We start from the raw sequence: 18,413 nt of genomic DNA, 5'->3' as shown, positions 1-18,413 counted from the left end.
AAATGAAAAAAATTACTGCCAAGCTCAACACTATTTAGAAAAGTTGAACTTGACCAGGTTATAAAAAGCAGCTACTGAGTGCTGAAACGCCTATAAATAGATTGCTATTTATTACAGATTTAAACTGGTAATTGCAGGCTTATACGAATAGTTATCGCAGATTTATACAAATAGTTATCACAGATTTATACTGGTATATTGATGCTTAAACAGGTCATTTCAACCGTTAAAAATCAGTATGATTAAAGCAAAGCGCTTTAATTGGCGTTAATCATTTGGGCTAATACCAAGGGCTGCATAAATTAAATGCGCAGATTGGCGCACAGATTGACGGCCTGCTTCTATCGCTTCATCAGCACGATGAAACTCCATGGTACCGATATCAGCAAGCTGTGGCACTAAACACACATCCGGTGGATCGCCCATTAATCTGGCGCGTTTATGGCGCTGCTCTAAAATATCCATTGATTGCGACATCACCGCAATCATCCCAGGGTGAGATTTCGTGCTTGTGGAAAACTTTTCTGAAAAACTATTTATATACTCTTTACCTTTACCTAGCAGATCCATAAACGCCGACTCTGGCTCTTTGGCCACTAATTGCTTTTCAATTTCAGTGGGCGCACAGCTGGTCATTTGTTGAGGCAACATATGCATACTATTACGGCGGTGACCATTTAAGTCCACTGCAATCACTACATCAACGTCCATGGTGCGGCACATTGACACTGGCACAGGGTTTACCACTGCGCCATCCACTAACCAGCGATCATGCAATTGTACTGGGGGTAAAAAGCCCGGCATTGAACACGAGGCTCTTACCGCATGACGTAAATCGCCTTCTTTGAACCAAATTTCTTGGCCAGAATATAAATCGGTCGCCACTGCCGCAAACGGCTTTTGCAATTGCTCTATTTTTAGATCGCCTATTCGACCAGCTAAAACATCAAATACTTTTTCACCACTGATTAAGCCACCTTTGCGCCAGCTTAAATCCATTAAGCCTAAAACATCCCAACTAGAAAACCCACTCACCCACTCATGTAACTCTTCTAAATGATCATTAGCATAAGCTGCGCCCACCAGAGCCCCAACAGAGCAGCCAGCAATCTTTTCAGGGTGGATCCCCATGGCGGCCAGCTCTTTTATCACCCCAATATGAGCCCAGCCCTTAGCCGCGCCACTACCGAGGGCGATCCCAACACGAAGTGATGATTTATTTTCTTTTGAAGCCTTAGACATTTACCAAACCCTTAACCATTTTTGCACACCTAAGTAGCTTATCTTACGCTTAAGCTGTTGGCTATCAAGTCGCTTACACGTTATAATATCTGGCTATCATTTTTTAGGGGATTTACCTTTGTTATTTACCGATTTTTCTTTAGATAAACGCTTACTAGACAGTCTAAAGCATATGGGCATTTCTGAGCCAACAGAAATTCAGCAGCAAGCCCTGCCAATTGCCCTAGCGGGTAAAGATTTAATGGCATCATCTAAAACCGGTTCAGGTAAAACCCTGGCGTTTTTATTACCTGCTTTGCAGCGGGTAATATCGACTAGGGCCCTCTCTAAAAAAGACCCTCGCGTTCTGATTTTATTGCCAACCCGTGAACTTGCTCAGCAAGTCTATGGTCAATTACGTTTACTGGTTGCCAATACCCAATATAAAGCCATTAGTATTTTAGGTGGCGAGAACTTTAACGATCAAGCAAAATCGCTATCTCGTGACCCACACTTTATTGTGGCAACACCTGGGCGTATTGCCGATCATCTTCAACAGCGCCACTTATACCTAAATGGCTTAGAGTTACTGGTACTTGATGAAGCCGATCGCATGTTAGATCTTGGTTTTGCGCCACAACTTAAAGCCATTAATGACGCTGCAGATCATAAGCGCAGACAAACCTTGATGTTTTCAGCGACATTAGATCACGATGACATCAATGATATCGCCGCAACATTATTAAAGACCCCTAGCCATGTGGCTATTGGCGCATCGCATGCAGAGCATAAAGATATTGTTCAGCGCATCTTTTTAGTTGACCACCTTGATCACAAACAAGCCCTGCTGCAGCATATTTTAAAACATGAGCAACACAAGCAAGTGATCATTTTTACTGCAACTCGCTCAGACACTGACAGACTCGCCAAACTATTGTCTGCTGAAGGGCTAGAAACCGCTGCGCTCAGTGGTGACTTAAGTCAGTCAGCACGTAATCAAATTATGGACAAATTCAGCCGTGGCCAACAAAAGATTTTAGTCACCACAGATGTTGCTTCTCGCGGGTTAGACTTATTAAATGTGTCATTAGTAATTAACTTTGACATGCCAAAGTTTGCCGAAGAATATGTTCACCGTATTGGCCGTACTGGCCGCGCAGGCGCTAAAGGCGATGCTATTTCATTAGTAGGCCCGAAAGACTGGGATAGCTTTAAGAAAGTACAGGTGTTCTTACGTAAGAACTTTGACTTCTCAACTATCGCAGGCCTTGAAGCTAAATTTAAAGGCTTAAGAGACAAGCCTAAGGCATCAAGCGCCAATGCAAAATCAGCTGATGCCAATACAGGTAATGCCAAGCGTGTCGCTAGCAAGAAGCCAAAAGTGGCGCCTAAACGCGACAAGCGCTTTGCCACCGGTATTGATATTGGTGACGCACCAATGCGCCGTAAAGCAAAACCAGCAAAAATTATCGAAACTGATGATTCAATTGTCAGTGACGAAGAATAACCGTAATTTTGACAGCATGAACATATTTGAGCACAGCTCAACAACATGCCAAATAAACTCGCTCTAAGTAAGGTATAACATGAAGATTTGTGGTGTAGAATTAAAAGGTGGCGAAGCCATCATCAGCTTATTAAATTATGAGAAAGAGTCATTCAACGTACCGGAATGTCGTCAAATCTCGTTCAGCATTTCAAAATCTGTTGAAACAGAATCAATTCGTGAATTTCATTTTGCTTTCCATAAATTAATGGAAGATTACAAAGTTGATGAAATCGTGATTATTGAACGTGAACAAAAAGGCAAGTTCTCCGGCTCTGCTACTAGCTTTAAACTTGAAGCAGCAATTCAAATTACTGAATTACCAGTAGCGATTATTAGCCCAGTGACTATCAAAGAAGAGCTAAAGCGTAATCCGCCACAAGCCGATCTTGATACCCTTGAGCTTAAACGTGTGCAATTACCTGCTTTTGAAGCCGCATACGCTCAGCAAAACCGCCACATGTATGGCAAAATCTAACTCAGTTTGAATTAGATTTTCTTGTGAGTAAGCTGCTTTATGGCCTGTTTGTGGGTAAAAGCAGCTTACTGATAAGCTTAAAGTAAGCAATAAATATCCCTATGAATTCAAGAAAATCCGCCTCATTTTCCACTCCTGTTACATCAAAAAAAGTCAGACCAAGTGCGCCGCCGCAAATGACGGTAAAAGCGGTTAATCAAGCTACAGCGACTAAACTGGCGGCTAAGCAAGCCCTAGCAAGCCTGGTAACCAGTGATGAGGTAAAGGCCAAAAAACAGCAAACAGCCCAGCTTAAATACATTGCCGGTTATTCAGCCCAAACCATCGAACAGGTAAAAGGCTATATTGCCAATGACAGCTTAGCTGCCGTGCTATTAAAGCGTTACCCAAGTGTGCACGATATACGCACTGATAAAGCGCTTTATGACTACACCATGGTGTTTAAACAGCAATTCTTAAAACAGTCTGCGCCGCTTTCTAAAGTGGTTTTTGACGACAAAATCACCCTCAGTCATCAAGCCTTAGGCCTACATACCTACGCCAATCGCGTACAAGGCAGTAAGGTCAAAGCTAAGAATGAAATTCGAATTTCATCACGACTACGCCATGTGCCTGAGCCATTACTGAGAATGGTGGTGGTGCACGAATTAGCCCACCTTAAAGAAAAAGATCACAACAAAGCTTTTTATCAACTGTGCGAATATATGACCAGCGATTACCACCAGCTGGAATTCGACTTACGCTTATTACTGACCTGTATTGAGCTAGGAAAAGCCCCTTATTAAGCTTAAGATATTCATAAACCTATTTTCTTAGGAGGGTATTAATGTATGTAGCAAGCTTTAGGGGCGACAATCGTCGCACTCGAAAATACAAAACCGAAAAAGCAGCCATGAAAGCCATTCGTAATTGGCTTAAGGATAATCAACTTAAAGAGTTTTCGGTGGGTTTGATGGGACCCGATCTGGCGCCATGCGAATTTAATGATTGGGAGTTAATCCCATTTGAAGAACCCAAATCGGTATCTTTTTATTCATCTCAAAAATGGTTAAGCCTGCGTCTAAACGCTTTTGAAAAGTACGGCTCAGTTTGTCAGTGCTGCGGCACTAGCCCACAACATGGCGCAGTCATGCACGTTGACCACATCAAACCTCGCTCCAAATATCCTGAACTTGCGCTCGATATCGATAACCTACAAGTGCTATGCGATCAATGTAACCTTGGTAAATCAAATCACTCAGAAACCAAATGGCGCAAATAAAAAACCACTTTCAAACGAATTAAAAGTGGTTTTAATTTAACGATAAAAAGATTAAATGGGTTAACCTAAATCCATCATCATTTGTTTGGTTTTCACCAGTTGCTTAAAGGCGTTCATTTGCTTTTTAGGCAATACCGAGGCTTCAATGATACTCACCTTCATTGGGTTAACTGGGCGACCATTAACATGAAACTCATAATGTAAATGTGGTCCCGTCACCCGACCTGTGCTGCCTGATAAGCCAATCACCTGCCCGCGTTTAACCCGCTGGCCTTTTCTGACCAAGAACTTCGACATATGCAAATAGCGGGTTCTAACATTATTGTCGTGTTCAATCACAATATACTTGCCTGCAAAGCGATGATTAGTGACCATTGACACCACACCATCCCCCGGCGCTACCACTCTGGTGCCAGTAGGAGTGGCAAAGTCAGTACCGTTATGTGGCGAGGTTCTACCAGTAACAGGGTGCTTACGGGTCGGATTGAAATGTGAAGATAAGCGATACTGCCTTTCCAGCGGTATTCGCTGAAAGGCACTGGCTAGACCTTGGCCTTTGTCATCATAAAAATTACCATCCACATTTTGAAAGGCGCTAATATTTCTACCTCTGGTTTCAATACGCACCGCTTCTAATTTACTGGCTCCGGTGGATACGCCTTCAATAAATTGATCATTCATTAATACTGAAAATTGATCACCTGCACGCAAATCACGGGAGAAATTTAGCTTGCTTGAAAGTAGCGTTTCTATGGTTTGTATTTGCGCTGCAGTTAAACCTGAGCGCTGGGCCGATAAATAAAATGAGCCATTGATATCCCCACTAATAATGCGGTTTTGCCAAATGCCTTCTATATTGACCTCATTAACCTCGTAACTGCCATCGTCAAAACGGCTAAATACCACTTGGTAAGCTGGATTAAAATACAACTCTAGTTTGGTTAGTTTTTGCTGTTCGTCTTGCCAAAATCGAATACGATTACCCGGCGATAATGTATCTAATGCCAGTACATTTAAATCAGCTTCAAGCACTTTGTACATGGTCTGTTGACCAATACCAGCTATTTCAAATAACTGACTTAAGGTGTCACCTTGCTCAATAATACGTTCAAATGTCGGCGCAACCGGCTCACTAATTTCAACCGGAGTATGATTGGCTACCTGTGGGATCAAGGCTTCGATATCAAGGGCAACAGGGATCCGCTGTGAGGCAAATTCTTGCGGGGTTGGCCACAGTAATGCCGCCGCGACAATAAACACGCTTGCTAGCAATAATTTTCGATGTAATGTGGGTAAGTTTTGCGCTTTACCAACCAGCGTTTGTAGCTTATCCATTTGAGCTGAAAGCAATCTCGTGTCCGCCCTACTGCACGTATTAATATACGTATAAAAGAATGTATACTTAAGCACTAGTTTAATGAGTGCTTAAGTACTATATACCAAGGGGGAGTTATATCAAAAAAGACTGCAAATACAAATATAAAAACTCACCACGCCTGCATAACTTTGAACTAGGCAATTGAAAGTAACTGAGATGGGAAAAGACTGTTATCAGTCATGATGTTTTTAATTTACATCTATAACTCGCTTAATTAACCTAAAAGCGCTGCAACAATGGCAGCTTTTTACTCAGCATGGTTGATTTATCATTAGAATTTATTGACCTAAAAATAACCCTACCCCAAAGCAAATAATGAGGCTAATGCGGCTGCATTAACCTCAAGTGACGGTTTAGTTGTTAGCCTAGCCGCGAGTCTGAGCGATAAGCTTTAGAGACAAACTTAAGCCAATTCGACATCGCTATTAACTTTATATTCACTCTGCAACTTACTGACTCCAAGTCCATTCATTTTATGCACTCTAATTTGCACCCCAATGCGCTCTTTCATCGCTTCAATGTGGCTGATCACACCAATCATTTTGCCTGAAGCATTAAGGTTATCTAGCGCATCAAGGGCGGTATCTAAGGTTTGACTGTCTAAGGTGCCAAAGCCCTCATCCAAAAATAACGAGTCGATACTGGTTTTATGACTGACTAAATCCGATAACGCTAACGCTAATGCCAAACTGACTAAAAAGCTTTCACCACCTGATAAGGTGCGAGTATCTCGAATTGCATCGCCTTGCCAGGTATCCAATACTTGCAGCTCTAGATCTACCGATTGTTTGCGCTCAAGCAAATAGCGTCCTTGAAGCCTATCCAGCTGCCGATTAGCCAAAGTAACCAGATGATCTAATGTCAGCCCTTGGGCAAACTTTCTGAATTTATCGCCTTTTTGCGAACCGATGAGTGAGTGTAAATAGGCGATATCATCATAAGCTTGTTTGGCTTGGTTAAGCTCTAACAGCATTTGCTGCTGACTTAGGCGCTTTTGTTTATCGTCATCCAGTAAATGGTTCACTTGCCATAAGGTTTGTTTTATCTCACCTAACTGGGTCTCGACTTGTTGATGCTGCAAACTGACCTGTGCTAAATAGCCTTGCGCAGATTCTTGCTCTGACTTTAGCTCTGAATCTAGATCAGCCCCTTGAAGTAAGACTTTGTCTGATCCTTGTTGCTGCTTTTCAGTCGTTAGCTGCTCATAACCAAATTGCTCTGCTTGGGCCATTAACGCTGTTAATTGCTGCTTGGCTTGTTCTACCAAGGTGCGCGCTTTTAACTGCTGCTCATTAAGTTGCTGCTGCAAGTTAATTAACTGCTCACGCTCAGCCTGAGGAATAATGGCTTGCTCAAATTCCGCTTGGCTGGCAAATGGGCTTTGGCTTAATTGCTGCTGCCACTGCTCGGTTGCCGCGGTTAACTCAGTCAATGCCACTGCAATTTGTTTATTAACGGCTTCAATATGCGCCTTAACATTATCTTGCTGCTGCTGATATTGATTCAATTGACTTTGTAGCGCTGTTAACTGGCTTTCTGCTTGCTCAAGCATGGCTTGGCTAGCCTGCTTTTCAGTTAATGTTTGCTTATCGGCAAATAGCTGCTGCCTTTGGCTCGTCAACTTGGCTAACTCAGCTGCAACTTCAGTTAATTGCGCTTGCTGCGACTGTGATTGCTGCAACGCCTCTTCTAGTTGACTCGCCTGGGTTTGCTGTTGCTGCTGCAATAATTGTAATTGCTGCTGTGCTTCAAGTTGCTGATCGCTTGCTTGCTGCCACTGCATTATTTGTTGTTCAAGGGCGCTTAACCACGCTTTAAACCCAGCCATATCTGGCATAGACTCTGCGGTTTGCGCAATTGAATCGCTTAATTCAGTCACTAGGTTATTAAGGGTTTTATTCACCTCAATAAGCTGCAGCTCAGCGTCCTGTAAGCCATTGTTGCAGCTTGTATGCTCTTGGGCTAATAAGCTTAATTGGTGCTGTTGTTGCTCAGCGGCGTTATTCGCTTGCTGGTACTGATCGTTTTGTTGTTGCAGGTGAGTTTTAGCCTGCCTGATATCAGCTAATCGCTGGGATAAGTTTTGCTGCAACTGCGCCATTTGCGCTACATAATCACTCAGCTGGCTATCATCAATAGCAAATGCAATTCCAAGTTGCTGACAAGTTTGCTGCCAGTCCTGTTGTAATTGCTGACTCTGCGCCGTTAGCTTAGCCACCGCTTGTGAGGCTGACTCATATTGTAACTGCAAGGTTTGCAATGCCAATTTAGCTTGCTCGCCTTGGGTTTTAATCTTATCTAATTGCGCGCTAGTTTGTTGATGGCGCAGCTCTGTTTGCGACAAATCAACCGCTTGATATTCACTCACTAAAGGGTGATCCAACGAGCCACATAAGGCGCATGGCTCACCTTCTACTAACTTAGCCCGATGCTGGGTTAAATCAGCAATATATTGCTCTTGTTTTAGCAAGCTTGTTAAGTCTTTTAACTGCTGATTTTTATCTGTCCACAAGACTCGTATTTGGGTTAACTCAGCTTGCTTTAACTCAATATCGTGTTGGGTTTGCGCGTTTTGCTGGCGATGTTGATTAAGATCTAATTGCAATTCACTGTAACGGGTCGACAAGTGTTCAAGCTGACTGCGCTTTGGCTGCTGAGTCACTATGTCATTATATTGCTGCTCAATGAGTGCTTCTTCATCACCGGCTAACAAGGTCTGTAATTGCAGCTGGGCTTGTTGGCGGCTGAGTTGATATTGTCCAAGTAACTGTTGCTCACCGGTTACTTGCGCTGTCAGTGTGCTTTGCTGCTGTTGGAGCTGAATTTGCTGTTGCTGAAAACGGGCAATTTGTTGCGTCAACTTAGTTTGCTGAGTCACTTGCTCGGCGTAGTTAGCATATTGCTGCTGCCACACACCAAGGCGAGTTTGGATCAACTTGCCCTGGGGATATTGGTTGATGACTTGCTGCTGCTGGGCTTGTAATGCCGTAACGGTTTGTATTTGTCCGCCGATGGCCTGCTGCTTTTGCTGTAATTGCTCTAGCAGCTGGGTTTGTTGCTGCTGAGACTGTAACTGCTGAGCATGTTTAAAGCTCACTTGCTCAATTTGATTATCAAGTGGCTGCACCTGAGTATCAATTAGCGTCACTAAATCCGTATGTTGCTGCTTAGCTAAACTAAAGTGCTGAGACTGCAACTGTTGCTCAGTGGCGATTTGACTTAATTGTGCGCTGGCCTGTTCAAGCTCAGTATTGCGCTGCTGTAACTGCTTTTGCAACTGTGCATGGCTGTTTTCAAGTTTGCTCATGCCTTCAAACAACGGAATTAAGCTTTCAGCTGGCTCACTGGCAGCTAACTTAGCTAAACTGGCTTGCTGGGCTTTAAGTTCAGTCTGCGCTAGTTGTAATTGTTGCTCACTGGCAAGATGTCGCTCGGTTGCTTGCTCAAGCTGCTTAGCCCACGTGACTTGCAGCTGCAGTTGCTGCAGTTGTTGCTGGCATAAATCGGCTTGCTCAATTAACTGAGTTTGCTCTATTTGTTTAAGGCTAATACTGTCATCATCTAGTAATTCAACGCTGTTTGATTTAGCTTCAAGCAAGGCAAGCTCCTGCTTTGATTGGCTAAATTTTTGATGTACTTGCTCCGAGATAAGCCCGTATATTTCTGTGCCGGTAAGCTCTTCAAGTAACTCAGCCCGTTCATTAGCTTTGGCATTTAAAAAGGCGGCAAACTGACCTTGGGATAACATCATCGATTTAGTAAATCGCGCGAAATCTAATCCGGTAATGGCTTCGGTTAATTCGGTTTTATGCTTAATTTGGCTGGCAAGAATTTTACCATCTTCAAGTTGCGCTAACTCAACTTGGGCATCTTGTAAATTGCCATCAACTTGACCACGGGAGCGTCGTTGGCTCCAAAAGGCGCGATACGCCTTACCTTTCACTTCAAACTCAACCTCGGCCAGACAATCGCTGGTGCCACGAGTCATGAGCTCATTGGTGGTTTTTGAAATTACCCCTAAGCGCGGGGTCTGATGATACAGCGCTAAGCAGATAGCATCTAAAATGGTTGTTTTACCCGAGCCTGTAGGGCCAATAATGGCAAACAGGCCGTTTTCTTTAAATGGCGACTGGGTAAAATCAATTTTCCACTCATTTTTTAATGAGTTAATATTTTTAAAACGCAGGCTAAGGATTTTCATTATTTTGCCTCCTCAACATGTTGCGCTGTGCCATTAAGCTGCTCATTCATTTCATCAAGGATAATATCAAACTGTTGTTTTACCCGTTCAAGTCGCTGTTGCTGCTCGGGTTCTGAAAAGTCTTCTTGGGCTAAACGGCGCTCAAACACTTCTGTGACGCTTAATTCAGTTAAGGTTTCATTATCCATTTGCTGAATTTGCTGTTGGCGCTGGCTACGAGCACGCTTAAGTTGCAGTACTTCTACAGGTAAGGCGTCGGTCAATTCGGCTATTCGGCTTTGTAAGTCGGTTAAAAAGTCTTGCTCGGCCACTTCGATACTCAGCCAAGTGACTTGATCGCTGCCTTGCTCAACTAAGGTTTCAAGCTGGGATGCGATTTCGGCCAAGCTGCCTTTTACACTTGCCATGGCTTGAAACTTGGGCACTTCAAGGGCACTGACCTCGGCTAATTTAGCCTTATCAAACTCAACCAAATACACACTTTTTTGACTGTTAAGTTCATCAAAACTTAAACTGATTGGCGAGCCGCTATAGCGAATATGCTCTGTTTTGGCGATTTTTTGCGGTCGATGAATGTGGCCTAGTGCAATGTAATCCGCTGCAGGAAACAAGTTGGCATTAAATGCATCAAGGCTACCAATATAAATGTCTCGCACTGACTCACTGGTGCTGGCACCCACTGTGGTTAAATGCCCTGTGGCAATAATGGGTAATGGCGTAGTTTGCTGGTTATTAATTGCTTGGGCATGAGCAAAACAGCGCTGATATAAATCGGCGATTTCATTAGCTAACTTTCGCTGTTTATCTTCACTGGACTCACCCGACTCACTTAATACTATATCTCTAGGGCGTAAATAGGGCAGCGCACATACAATCGCGCAGGGGTGATCATGACTATCAGCCACTAACAACACATGCTCAGCTGCGTTATCAAGCGCACCTGGGATAACCGTGGCATTTAAGCACGCCAGCAACTGCTTTGACTCACCTAAGGTAGCAACAGAGTCGTGATTACCACCAAGAACGATAAGCTTACAATTTGTTGCTTGAATATCGACAATAAATTGATTGTACAAACTGCGGGCATAACTTGGCGGCGTGCCAGTATCAAAAATATCGCCAGCGACAATCAGTGCATCAACCTGATGCTGGCTAATTTGTGCTAACAACCACTGCAAAAATGCCTTGTGCTCAACAGCGCGACTTTTACCGTAAAAGTTTTGACCAAGGTGCCAATCAGATGTGTGAATAATGCGCATGAAAACCTTTTCTGTTCGATGTGTTGTTATTGAAATCTGTCATAAAACGCTTAATTAGTCTGGAGATATAAGTCACTTACCCGTACTGCGCCCACAATAATTTAAAGCTCATTAAAAATGCCATGGTGATCACCAGCGGTTTAATAATTTTTACCCCTTTGGTCATCACTAAGCGTGAGCCAAAAGTTGCGCCGATAGCTTGCCCGACTAACATAATAAGCCCTAATAAAACCGCCACTTGGCCGCCAATCATAAAAAAGATTAACGATGACACATTAGTAGCAAAGTTAAGCACTTTGGCATGGGCGGTGGCTTTAGCCAGTCCGTAACCTGCCAGTGACACAAAGGCTAAAGCAAAGAAACTGCCGGTTCCGGGTCCAAAAAATCCATCATAAAACCCCACCCCAAGAGCGGCAGTAAAAGCAAACATGGCAGGTGTCAGCACTTGTTGTTTATCTTCTTCTGAGATTTTTTTAGAAAACAAAAAATAACAGCCAATGGCGAGGATAAGAAATGGTAATACCAGTTCTAATACGGTGACATCAATCATTTGTACAATAATGGTGCCCACTGCAGCGCCAATAAACGCGCACACAATGGATAAGCGTGCTTGTTTTAAGTCAACCATGCCTTTGCGAATAAAGTACAAGCTAGCAAAAAAGCTGCCGCCACAAGCTTGCAGCTTATTAGTACCTAAAGCCGCAGCTGGCGGTAAACCCGCCCACATCAATGCAGGAATAGTGAGTAAACCGCCACCACCGGCAATGGCATCAATAAAACCCGCCAATATGGCGACGAAAAATAATATAACAGCAATTTGTAGGGTTAACTCGAACATTAGATAGGTCTATAAATCAAAATAATACGCTATTAGACCTGCTTTAATGGCAAAATTCAAAAGCTATCTGCATTAGATTGTGCCTTAGTTTATCCAAACGTTTACGTCGCTATTTTTAATAACACAGAGCCTGTGAACATTTAATAATTGTTGACAGATATCGGCTAAAAAACGCAAAAAGGTAACCTAAGTTACCTTTTTATTAGTGAGTAAAGTGATTGCGCTTTTTAACTGCGATTAACAGTGCAATTAAAAGCCCCAGAACAAGTTGGTGATTAAAAACAGCACCAACATACTTATGAAGTTAATAATCATACCTGCACGCATCATTTCAGATTGCTTGATATAACCTGAGCCAAAGACAATGGCATTAGGCGGGGTGGCGACAGGCAACATAAAGGCGCAAGAAGCTGCAATACCAATCACTACTGAAATCATCACTGGCGATAAACCTAAGGGCTCAGCAATTGCAGCAAAAACTGGCACCAGCAATGCTGCACTAGCCGTGTTACTGGCAAACTCAGTTAATAACACCACAAAGGTAATCACTGCAATCATAAATAGCGCCATGTGGGCATCGCCAAAAATATCTGTCACAAAGTGGGCTAGAAACACACTGGTGCCTGTGGCTTTTAACACTGCACTTAACGTGAGGCCACCGCCGAACAGGATAAGTACTCCCCAGTCCGTGGTCGATTCGATTTTTTTCCAGTCCACTAATTTAAGGCTGGCAAGCACAACTACCGCACCTAAAGCAACAATGGTATCAAACTTACTGATCCCACCAAGTGCTTGGGCTAATGGTTTACTGAATATCCAACCACAAACTGTAGCTAAAAATATAATCAGGGTTAATTTTGCACTAACGGTCATTTTTACATTTTCTGTTTTTATCTCACACACAGTCGATAAATCAGGTTTTAAAAATAGATAAAGCGCGATTAACATGCTTGGTAACATAATAGCCACAGTGATTAAACCAAACTCGAGCCAATCACTAAAGCTTAAGCCCACTTGTGCCGCAGCAATGGCATTAGGCGGACTGCCCACTAGGGTACCAATTCCACCAATGTTGGCAGAATACGCGATTCCCAGTAGCACGAACAAATAGGTTTTACGGTACTGTTTAAAATCCAGTTGATGCAAAATACCCAAGGCTAGTGGCAGCATCATTGCGGCTGTTGCCGTATTACTGATCCACATCGACAGCACTGCGGTCACTAAAAACAGTAACATACAAGCAATACTCAACTTACCTTGAGACAGCAGCAACACCTTTTGCGCAATTAAGCGGTCAATGCCCTGATGATTTAGCGCCGCCGCCAACACAAAACCACCAAAGAATAAGAAGATAATCGGGTTAGCAAAATTACTCATGGCGGTGGAAGTATCAAACACCCCCAAAAACACCGCTAATATCGGAATTAAAATGGCGGTAATACTGATATGAATCGCTTCGGTTAACCATAGAATAGCTGCAAAAATAAGTAGCGATAGACCGGTATTGACCCCTTGTTCAAAGGGTAATAAATGATATAGCAAGGCAAACAAGGCAATGTTGCCAAACAAGATGATGAAGTCAGTTTTATTGTTTTTGGTTGTCGTCGACTTTGTTGGGCAGTTTTCCATTAAAGCGTTCTCCCTTATTTTTTAATGACAACAATGTAAACAGAGTAATAGGTAAGATAAAGCATTGTTTTTGGTTGCTTGATTACATAGTCAAGCCTGCGCGGCGTGAGATGAATCCCATTACCAGCCACTGTTGTGACGCGCAACAATAGTAACACTAGATGTATTGTGGTTATTAAGTTTCAAATTGACGGAATTCGCCATTTAGTACTCTCAAACTGAATGTTTATTAGCGTTTAAATAATGTGACATAGATCTAGCTGGCCCAGGATAAACTTGTAATAAGACAAAGTTAATTAGCGTTTCGTGATCTGTAATAACCATAAGTAGTTTTAAATGCCGCTTAGAGAAATGATAAAATAGTGATGGGTGATGGGTGACGGGCTATTAATAGTAAAACTAGCTTAGCAAAAAAGATCTTTTAGCAGCAGGAATGCTCAATAGGGGCGTTAAAAAAGTAAAATAAAAACTCAGTAAGGCACATCCGCCTTACTGAGTATTAGTCGTTATGCGATTATACGATGCAATAACGCGAGCTTAGATTTCACCCGTCACAATGCAGTAACCAGTAACGGCCTCTTCACCGTGCACTTGAACCTTGGCATATAACTTATGATCAGCTAGCGGGTAATGATTGTATAAAAGGTAAGTGGGTGTTTCGCTGATGTCCTGGCCATCAACTGCATCGATGCGATAAATATTACTTAAGATCGGCGATTTATAGCCATCAATGTTAACCACAGGTTCATTTGAACGTAAAATATCAATATTAGCCATGGTGATATCATCACCACCAGCAACAGTGCATGATAGATCACTTGCATGCGCCATACCTGTCAGCGCGGCGATGCTCAAAGTTGAAACGAGTAGTGTTTTTTTAAAAGAGCTCATCAGGTGTTACCTCAATATCGTAAGTTATAGCTATTTTAATCAACTTACAGCAATTGAATAAATCCCATATGAAGGATATGACCCTACCACAAGCTAATTTGCATGACTCAAGTGTAGTATAAGAATACTGGCGATGATTCACCCTTCAAATAGGCCGCTTAAATGGGCTTTATATTGGCCAACATCGCTATCGATATTCGTTTTTTAATCACATCATTACTCATAAAGGCCTTTAGTGGTGTCATGCCTAAAAACTGATGGGCTTTATAGGGGCGCTGTATTTTTCGAGTTTATCAGCCAAGAAGTGCCGTTCTAGTTAAAGTAACCAACAAGAAAATTATAAAGTCACGCTAAGCTACACATCACTTGTGCCTATTCATTTAGCAAAGGATGATCTTTAACCGACAAGCTATACGAAAAAAAGCGGCTATCTTTTACAAAGCCAATTTTCTCATAGACAGATTGAGCAGGAAAATTCACTTTCGCGGTGCTTAACTCAACCCTTACGGCTTGAATACCGCGAGCCAATTCAATAGAGCATCGGATAAGTAAATTAGCGGCGCCTTGATTTCGATAGTCTGGCTCAACAAATAGATCATTTAACACTAATACTTTACCTAGCTCTGTGGATGAAAAACTTTGATAATTAAGCACGAAACCAATCGCTTTATCCGCTTCAGTGTAAGCCCCAAAAATAAACGCTTCTTGATTATTTAACCGTTCCAGCAAATAGGTAGCATACTCAGTCACGGCTTGCTCAACCCCGTAAAAATGCATATATTGGCTAAACAGAGGCAAAACATCATCAAGTCGTTCAGCAGTAATGCGTTTAATAATCATGGGATCCCTCTTACATTATCCTCGAATCATATAAGCCAATACGGCTTGTACCGGCTTTTGGGGCAAACATCCTTCACATAAGCCTGAAGGGCTATAAATCAAGATAACTACAAGCCAGAGTTTTGATACTCAACTTCATCGAGCCCTAACTGCTCGGCATAACTGCGGTTAGGAACGATACGAAATTCAAATTTCAAAATACTTAAGCAAGCCTCAAAAAAGCCTTCGCCAAGCCACTGCTTATCAAAGCTCATTAAGGCGTTAATCATGGCATCTGCGCCACTGCCTTGTTTAATCGACTCTGGAGAAATCGCATCGACAACACTTGCGACCAAGCCATATAAATCTTTTTCAGCATCGCCTTCTACAGACCACATAGTCGGATCGGCATATTGCGCAGCGTAATGGCTGGCAGCTATATCAGAACCTATACCAAAGTTTACTAAGGTAGCCTTACCGTCTCGGCAAATGATATTTTTAGGACAAATGGCCCCATGGTGAATATCTAAACTGTGCAAGTATTGTAGTGCTGTTAATAGTTGAATAAACCACAACCTGGGTTGACCCACTTGTATTGTGGCCACTTCATCTAGCGCGACCCCTTGTACCCAATCTCTGGCAATGAATAAATCATCCGACTGTGGCAATTGCCCAAATGCCAGCACACGCTCAACATGTGGATGATAAATTTTAGCCAGGCTGCGATACATGTTACTCAGGGTGTGCCATTGGTTATCCACATCTTGATAAACACTGACGCAGCATGGGAAGTTCCCTTGTAAATGCAATGCCCGCCATAGCTGGCTGCGAGGCGTTGCTGAAATAAAGTGATCGAGGCGGTAATGATGATCAACCACCGCGCCCTGCTCGATAACGATTTTGTGCGGTAAAGTGTCACACACACCTAAATCGATAACTGCAGATAAATCACAACGAATCGCGTCAAGGTCAATGGTGCTGCCTTTGGCTGCAGCGCGATACCATTGGTAAATACGTGGTTGTACGGTTTTTTCAGCTAATTCTAAAAAGGCCGTGGCATAAGCTTGTATATCTTCACTGGTATTAAGTGAATCTTTAATATCAATAAATTCAACGTCAGCGTCATCTGAGATAAATATACAATTATCTTCCCAGCCACCTATGGTGTAACCGCGGCGATGGATTTGCTGTAAGCCGGTGACACTGCGGCGCAGAATTTCTAACAGCTGATAAGTGGTTTGCTGTCCAATATCAAAAATATTCAGTGGCACACCACGGGGCATTCTGATGGGCAAGACCACCTGTTCACCATCTTGAATAAGTGGCGCGCAAAAAGGCACGCAGCTACAACCTGAAAGTGACTGAATCCGTTTAAATTCATCACGCAATTTTTGCTCGTGATAATTGGCATCAATACTGTCGTCAAACTCACTGGTCACCAGTATTTTCAGCAGCCATGGCGCGGTCCAGCCACCCGGATTATATTCTGATTGCCAAACTTCCAAGCCTTGCTGCAGGAATAAACATTTGAGCTTAATGAAATCTTGAATTTTGTTGTTACGTTGCTCAACCAGTGCCACCTGGCCTATGGTGTCTAATACCATTTCTTTTTGAGTGTCGGTCACAGGATGAATATGCGGCGCCGTTAAGCCCCACTCTTTGGTTAACGCGGCGATGATTTTTGCAGGGGTATAAATACTCAGTTTACCGGTATCTTTTTCAACCAGAATTTCTTCGCCTTTACGCCCTGTAACAAACACCATGCCCTGACACCAAGGAGCATAAACGCCCACAGGAATTTTGTTCTTTAATTTACCCGCTAATACTCGGGCGACATAATTGGCTTTTGATAAACTATTGTCCACATGACGACCATCCAGTGACCAAGCATGTAAACCAGCGTTTAAGCGACCAATGTAGCCTTTTACGTCAACCACATACACACCAAACTCACCGACAACTAAGGCGTCAACCTCCATTGCTTGGCCAGTATGAGTAGGAATTTCTACATTGGTTAAAAGGAGATAATCTTCAGGAAGTTCGTCAGATAAAAGAGAAAATGCCCAACGTTCGGCATCATTGACTGGGGTACCAAAGCTAATGTGTCTTGCCATTTAAAATGCGACTCCATAAATACTGCGGGATATTAACTTCCCTTAACTGCATATGGCTCCATCCTATAATATAAAGACACAAAAAAACCACCTAATTGGTGGTTTTTGTTTTCAATATTTTAACAGGCTAACTAGTGGGTGTGTGAGCAGTTGTCGTCACATTGATGCTCATCATCAGCAAACTCGTCATCACCTTCTTGATGTTGCATTACGCCCCATCCATCTGTCATGCCGTCAAACTCTTGGGCAAAGGTGTTTAACTCAAGTTCTTTAGCCACCAAGTCATCATAAGTTGGCACCATGTTTAAACAAACAATCAGCTCCCACTTTTCGATTTCTTCGCTAAAGTTAAGCTCTAACTCACCATTTGAGCCCATTGCTGCGAGTGCTTCTAATGCTGATTCTGCATCGCGTTGATCATCAAAAATCAAAAAGAAATCAACATCAAGTGCTACAGTTAAGTCAATACCAGACTCAGCCATTGCGGCTAACATTTTACCATTGTCATCATCAGGGAATTGCATGCTTGTATCCTTATGCTGTGGCAACAATTTGAATTTTATCGCCATTAAATTCAATGACATCACCAACGACACACTTTTTACGCTTACGTGTGTCAACTTCGTTGTTTACTGTGACTAAGCCTTCAGAGATGACATGCTTAGCTGCACCGCCACCATCGACTAAACCTTGTACTTTTAATACTTTATATAACTCAACAAACTCATCGCCACTCAAAAGTGCGAATTGTGCAACTTGGCTGCTCATTCAATTTTGG

The 18,413-nt window shown here is 42.7% G+C and carries 15 protein-coding genes; 4 read left to right on the top strand and 11 right to left on the bottom strand.

Annotation, left to right across the window (positions count from 1 at the left end; translation table 11 throughout):
• Positions 1-267: 267 nt before the first annotated feature.
• The gene (gene rssA, locus BCU94_RS07935; RefSeq protein WP_102476082.1) at positions 268-1,242 is read right to left on the bottom strand and encodes a patatin-like phospholipase RssA; all 975 of its coding nucleotides are present in this window, start codon (positions 1,240-1,242) and stop codon (positions 268-270) included.
• Positions 1,243-1,360: 118 nt separating this feature from the next.
• Between rssA and BCU94_RS07930 the strand changes: the two genes are divergently transcribed.
• From BCU94_RS07930 to BCU94_RS07915, 4 genes are all read left to right on the top strand, one after another.
• A complete protein-coding gene (locus tag BCU94_RS07930) occupies positions 1,361-2,728 on the top strand; it encodes a DEAD/DEAH box helicase (RefSeq protein WP_102476081.1) in 1,368 nt (455 codons plus the stop codon).
• Between the two features lie 79 nt (positions 2,729-2,807).
• Positions 2,808-3,245: a DUF3010 family protein gene (locus BCU94_RS07925; RefSeq protein ID WP_102440404.1), complete on the top strand. Its 438-nt coding sequence runs from the start codon at positions 2,808-2,810 to the stop codon at positions 3,243-3,245.
• Between the two features lie 101 nt (positions 3,246-3,346).
• Positions 3,347-4,030, top strand: a complete 684-nt coding sequence (locus BCU94_RS07920) for a M48 family metallopeptidase (protein WP_102440405.1) — start codon at positions 3,347-3,349, stop codon at positions 4,028-4,030.
• 41 nt (positions 4,031-4,071) lie between these two features.
• Complete coding sequence (locus BCU94_RS07915; RefSeq protein ID WP_102476080.1) at positions 4,072-4,506, top strand: HNH endonuclease signature motif containing protein; 435 nt, start codon at positions 4,072-4,074, stop codon at positions 4,504-4,506.
• A gap of 60 nt (positions 4,507-4,566) precedes the next feature.
• On the opposite strand, the gene BCU94_RS07910 is transcribed toward BCU94_RS07915, so the two are convergent.
• From BCU94_RS07910 to BCU94_RS07865, 10 genes are all read right to left on the bottom strand, one after another.
• Complete coding sequence (locus BCU94_RS07910) at positions 4,567-5,841, bottom strand: peptidoglycan DD-metalloendopeptidase family protein (protein WP_102440407.1); 1,275 nt, start codon at positions 5,839-5,841, stop codon at positions 4,567-4,569.
• Between the two features lie 446 nt (positions 5,842-6,287).
• Positions 6,288-10,085: an AAA family ATPase gene (locus BCU94_RS07905; protein WP_102476079.1), complete on the bottom strand. Its 3,798-nt coding sequence runs from the start codon at positions 10,083-10,085 to the stop codon at positions 6,288-6,290.
• A complete protein-coding gene (sbcD, locus tag BCU94_RS07900) occupies positions 10,085-11,344 on the bottom strand; it encodes an exonuclease subunit SbcD (protein ID WP_102440409.1) in 1,260 nt (419 codons plus the stop codon). Before sbcD ends, BCU94_RS07905 begins: the two co-directional genes overlap by 1 nt.
• A gap of 76 nt (positions 11,345-11,420) precedes the next feature.
• A complete protein-coding gene (locus BCU94_RS07895) occupies positions 11,421-12,182 on the bottom strand; it encodes a TSUP family transporter (protein WP_102440410.1) in 762 nt (253 codons plus the stop codon).
• Positions 12,183-12,431: 249 nt separating this feature from the next.
• On the bottom strand, positions 12,432-13,811 hold the full coding sequence (locus tag BCU94_RS07890) for a DASS family sodium-coupled anion symporter (RefSeq protein ID WP_102440411.1): 1,380 nt from the start codon (positions 13,809-13,811) through the stop codon (positions 12,432-12,434).
• 537 nt (positions 13,812-14,348) lie between these two features.
• A complete protein-coding gene (locus tag BCU94_RS07885; RefSeq protein ID WP_102440412.1) occupies positions 14,349-14,702 on the bottom strand; it encodes a hypothetical protein in 354 nt (117 codons plus the stop codon).
• 372 nt (positions 14,703-15,074) lie between these two features.
• The gene (locus BCU94_RS07880) at positions 15,075-15,542 is read right to left on the bottom strand and encodes a GNAT family N-acetyltransferase (protein WP_102440413.1); all 468 of its coding nucleotides are present in this window, start codon (positions 15,540-15,542) and stop codon (positions 15,075-15,077) included.
• Positions 15,543-15,649: 107 nt separating this feature from the next.
• Positions 15,650-17,635: an NERD domain-containing protein kinase family protein gene (locus tag BCU94_RS07875; protein WP_102476078.1), complete on the bottom strand. Its 1,986-nt coding sequence runs from the start codon at positions 17,633-17,635 to the stop codon at positions 15,650-15,652.
• A 131-nt stretch (positions 17,636-17,766) separates the two neighbouring features.
• Positions 17,767-18,159, bottom strand: a complete 393-nt coding sequence (locus tag BCU94_RS07870; RefSeq protein WP_102440415.1) for a ribonuclease E inhibitor RraB — start codon at positions 18,157-18,159, stop codon at positions 17,767-17,769.
• Positions 18,160-18,169: 10 nt separating this feature from the next.
• Positions 18,170-18,403, bottom strand: coding sequence for an RNA-binding S4 domain-containing protein (locus tag BCU94_RS07865; protein ID WP_102440416.1), 234 nt, complete (start codon positions 18,401-18,403; stop codon positions 18,170-18,172).
• Positions 18,404-18,413 lie beyond the last annotated feature (10 nt).

It is taken from the genome of Shewanella sp. 10N.286.52.C2 (assembly GCF_002874545.1).
Taxonomy (GTDB): Bacteria; Pseudomonadota; Gammaproteobacteria; order Enterobacterales; family Shewanellaceae; genus Shewanella.
The sequence above is the reverse complement of the archived record's forward strand: the minus strand, read 5'-3'. Positions and strand labels throughout refer to the sequence as shown.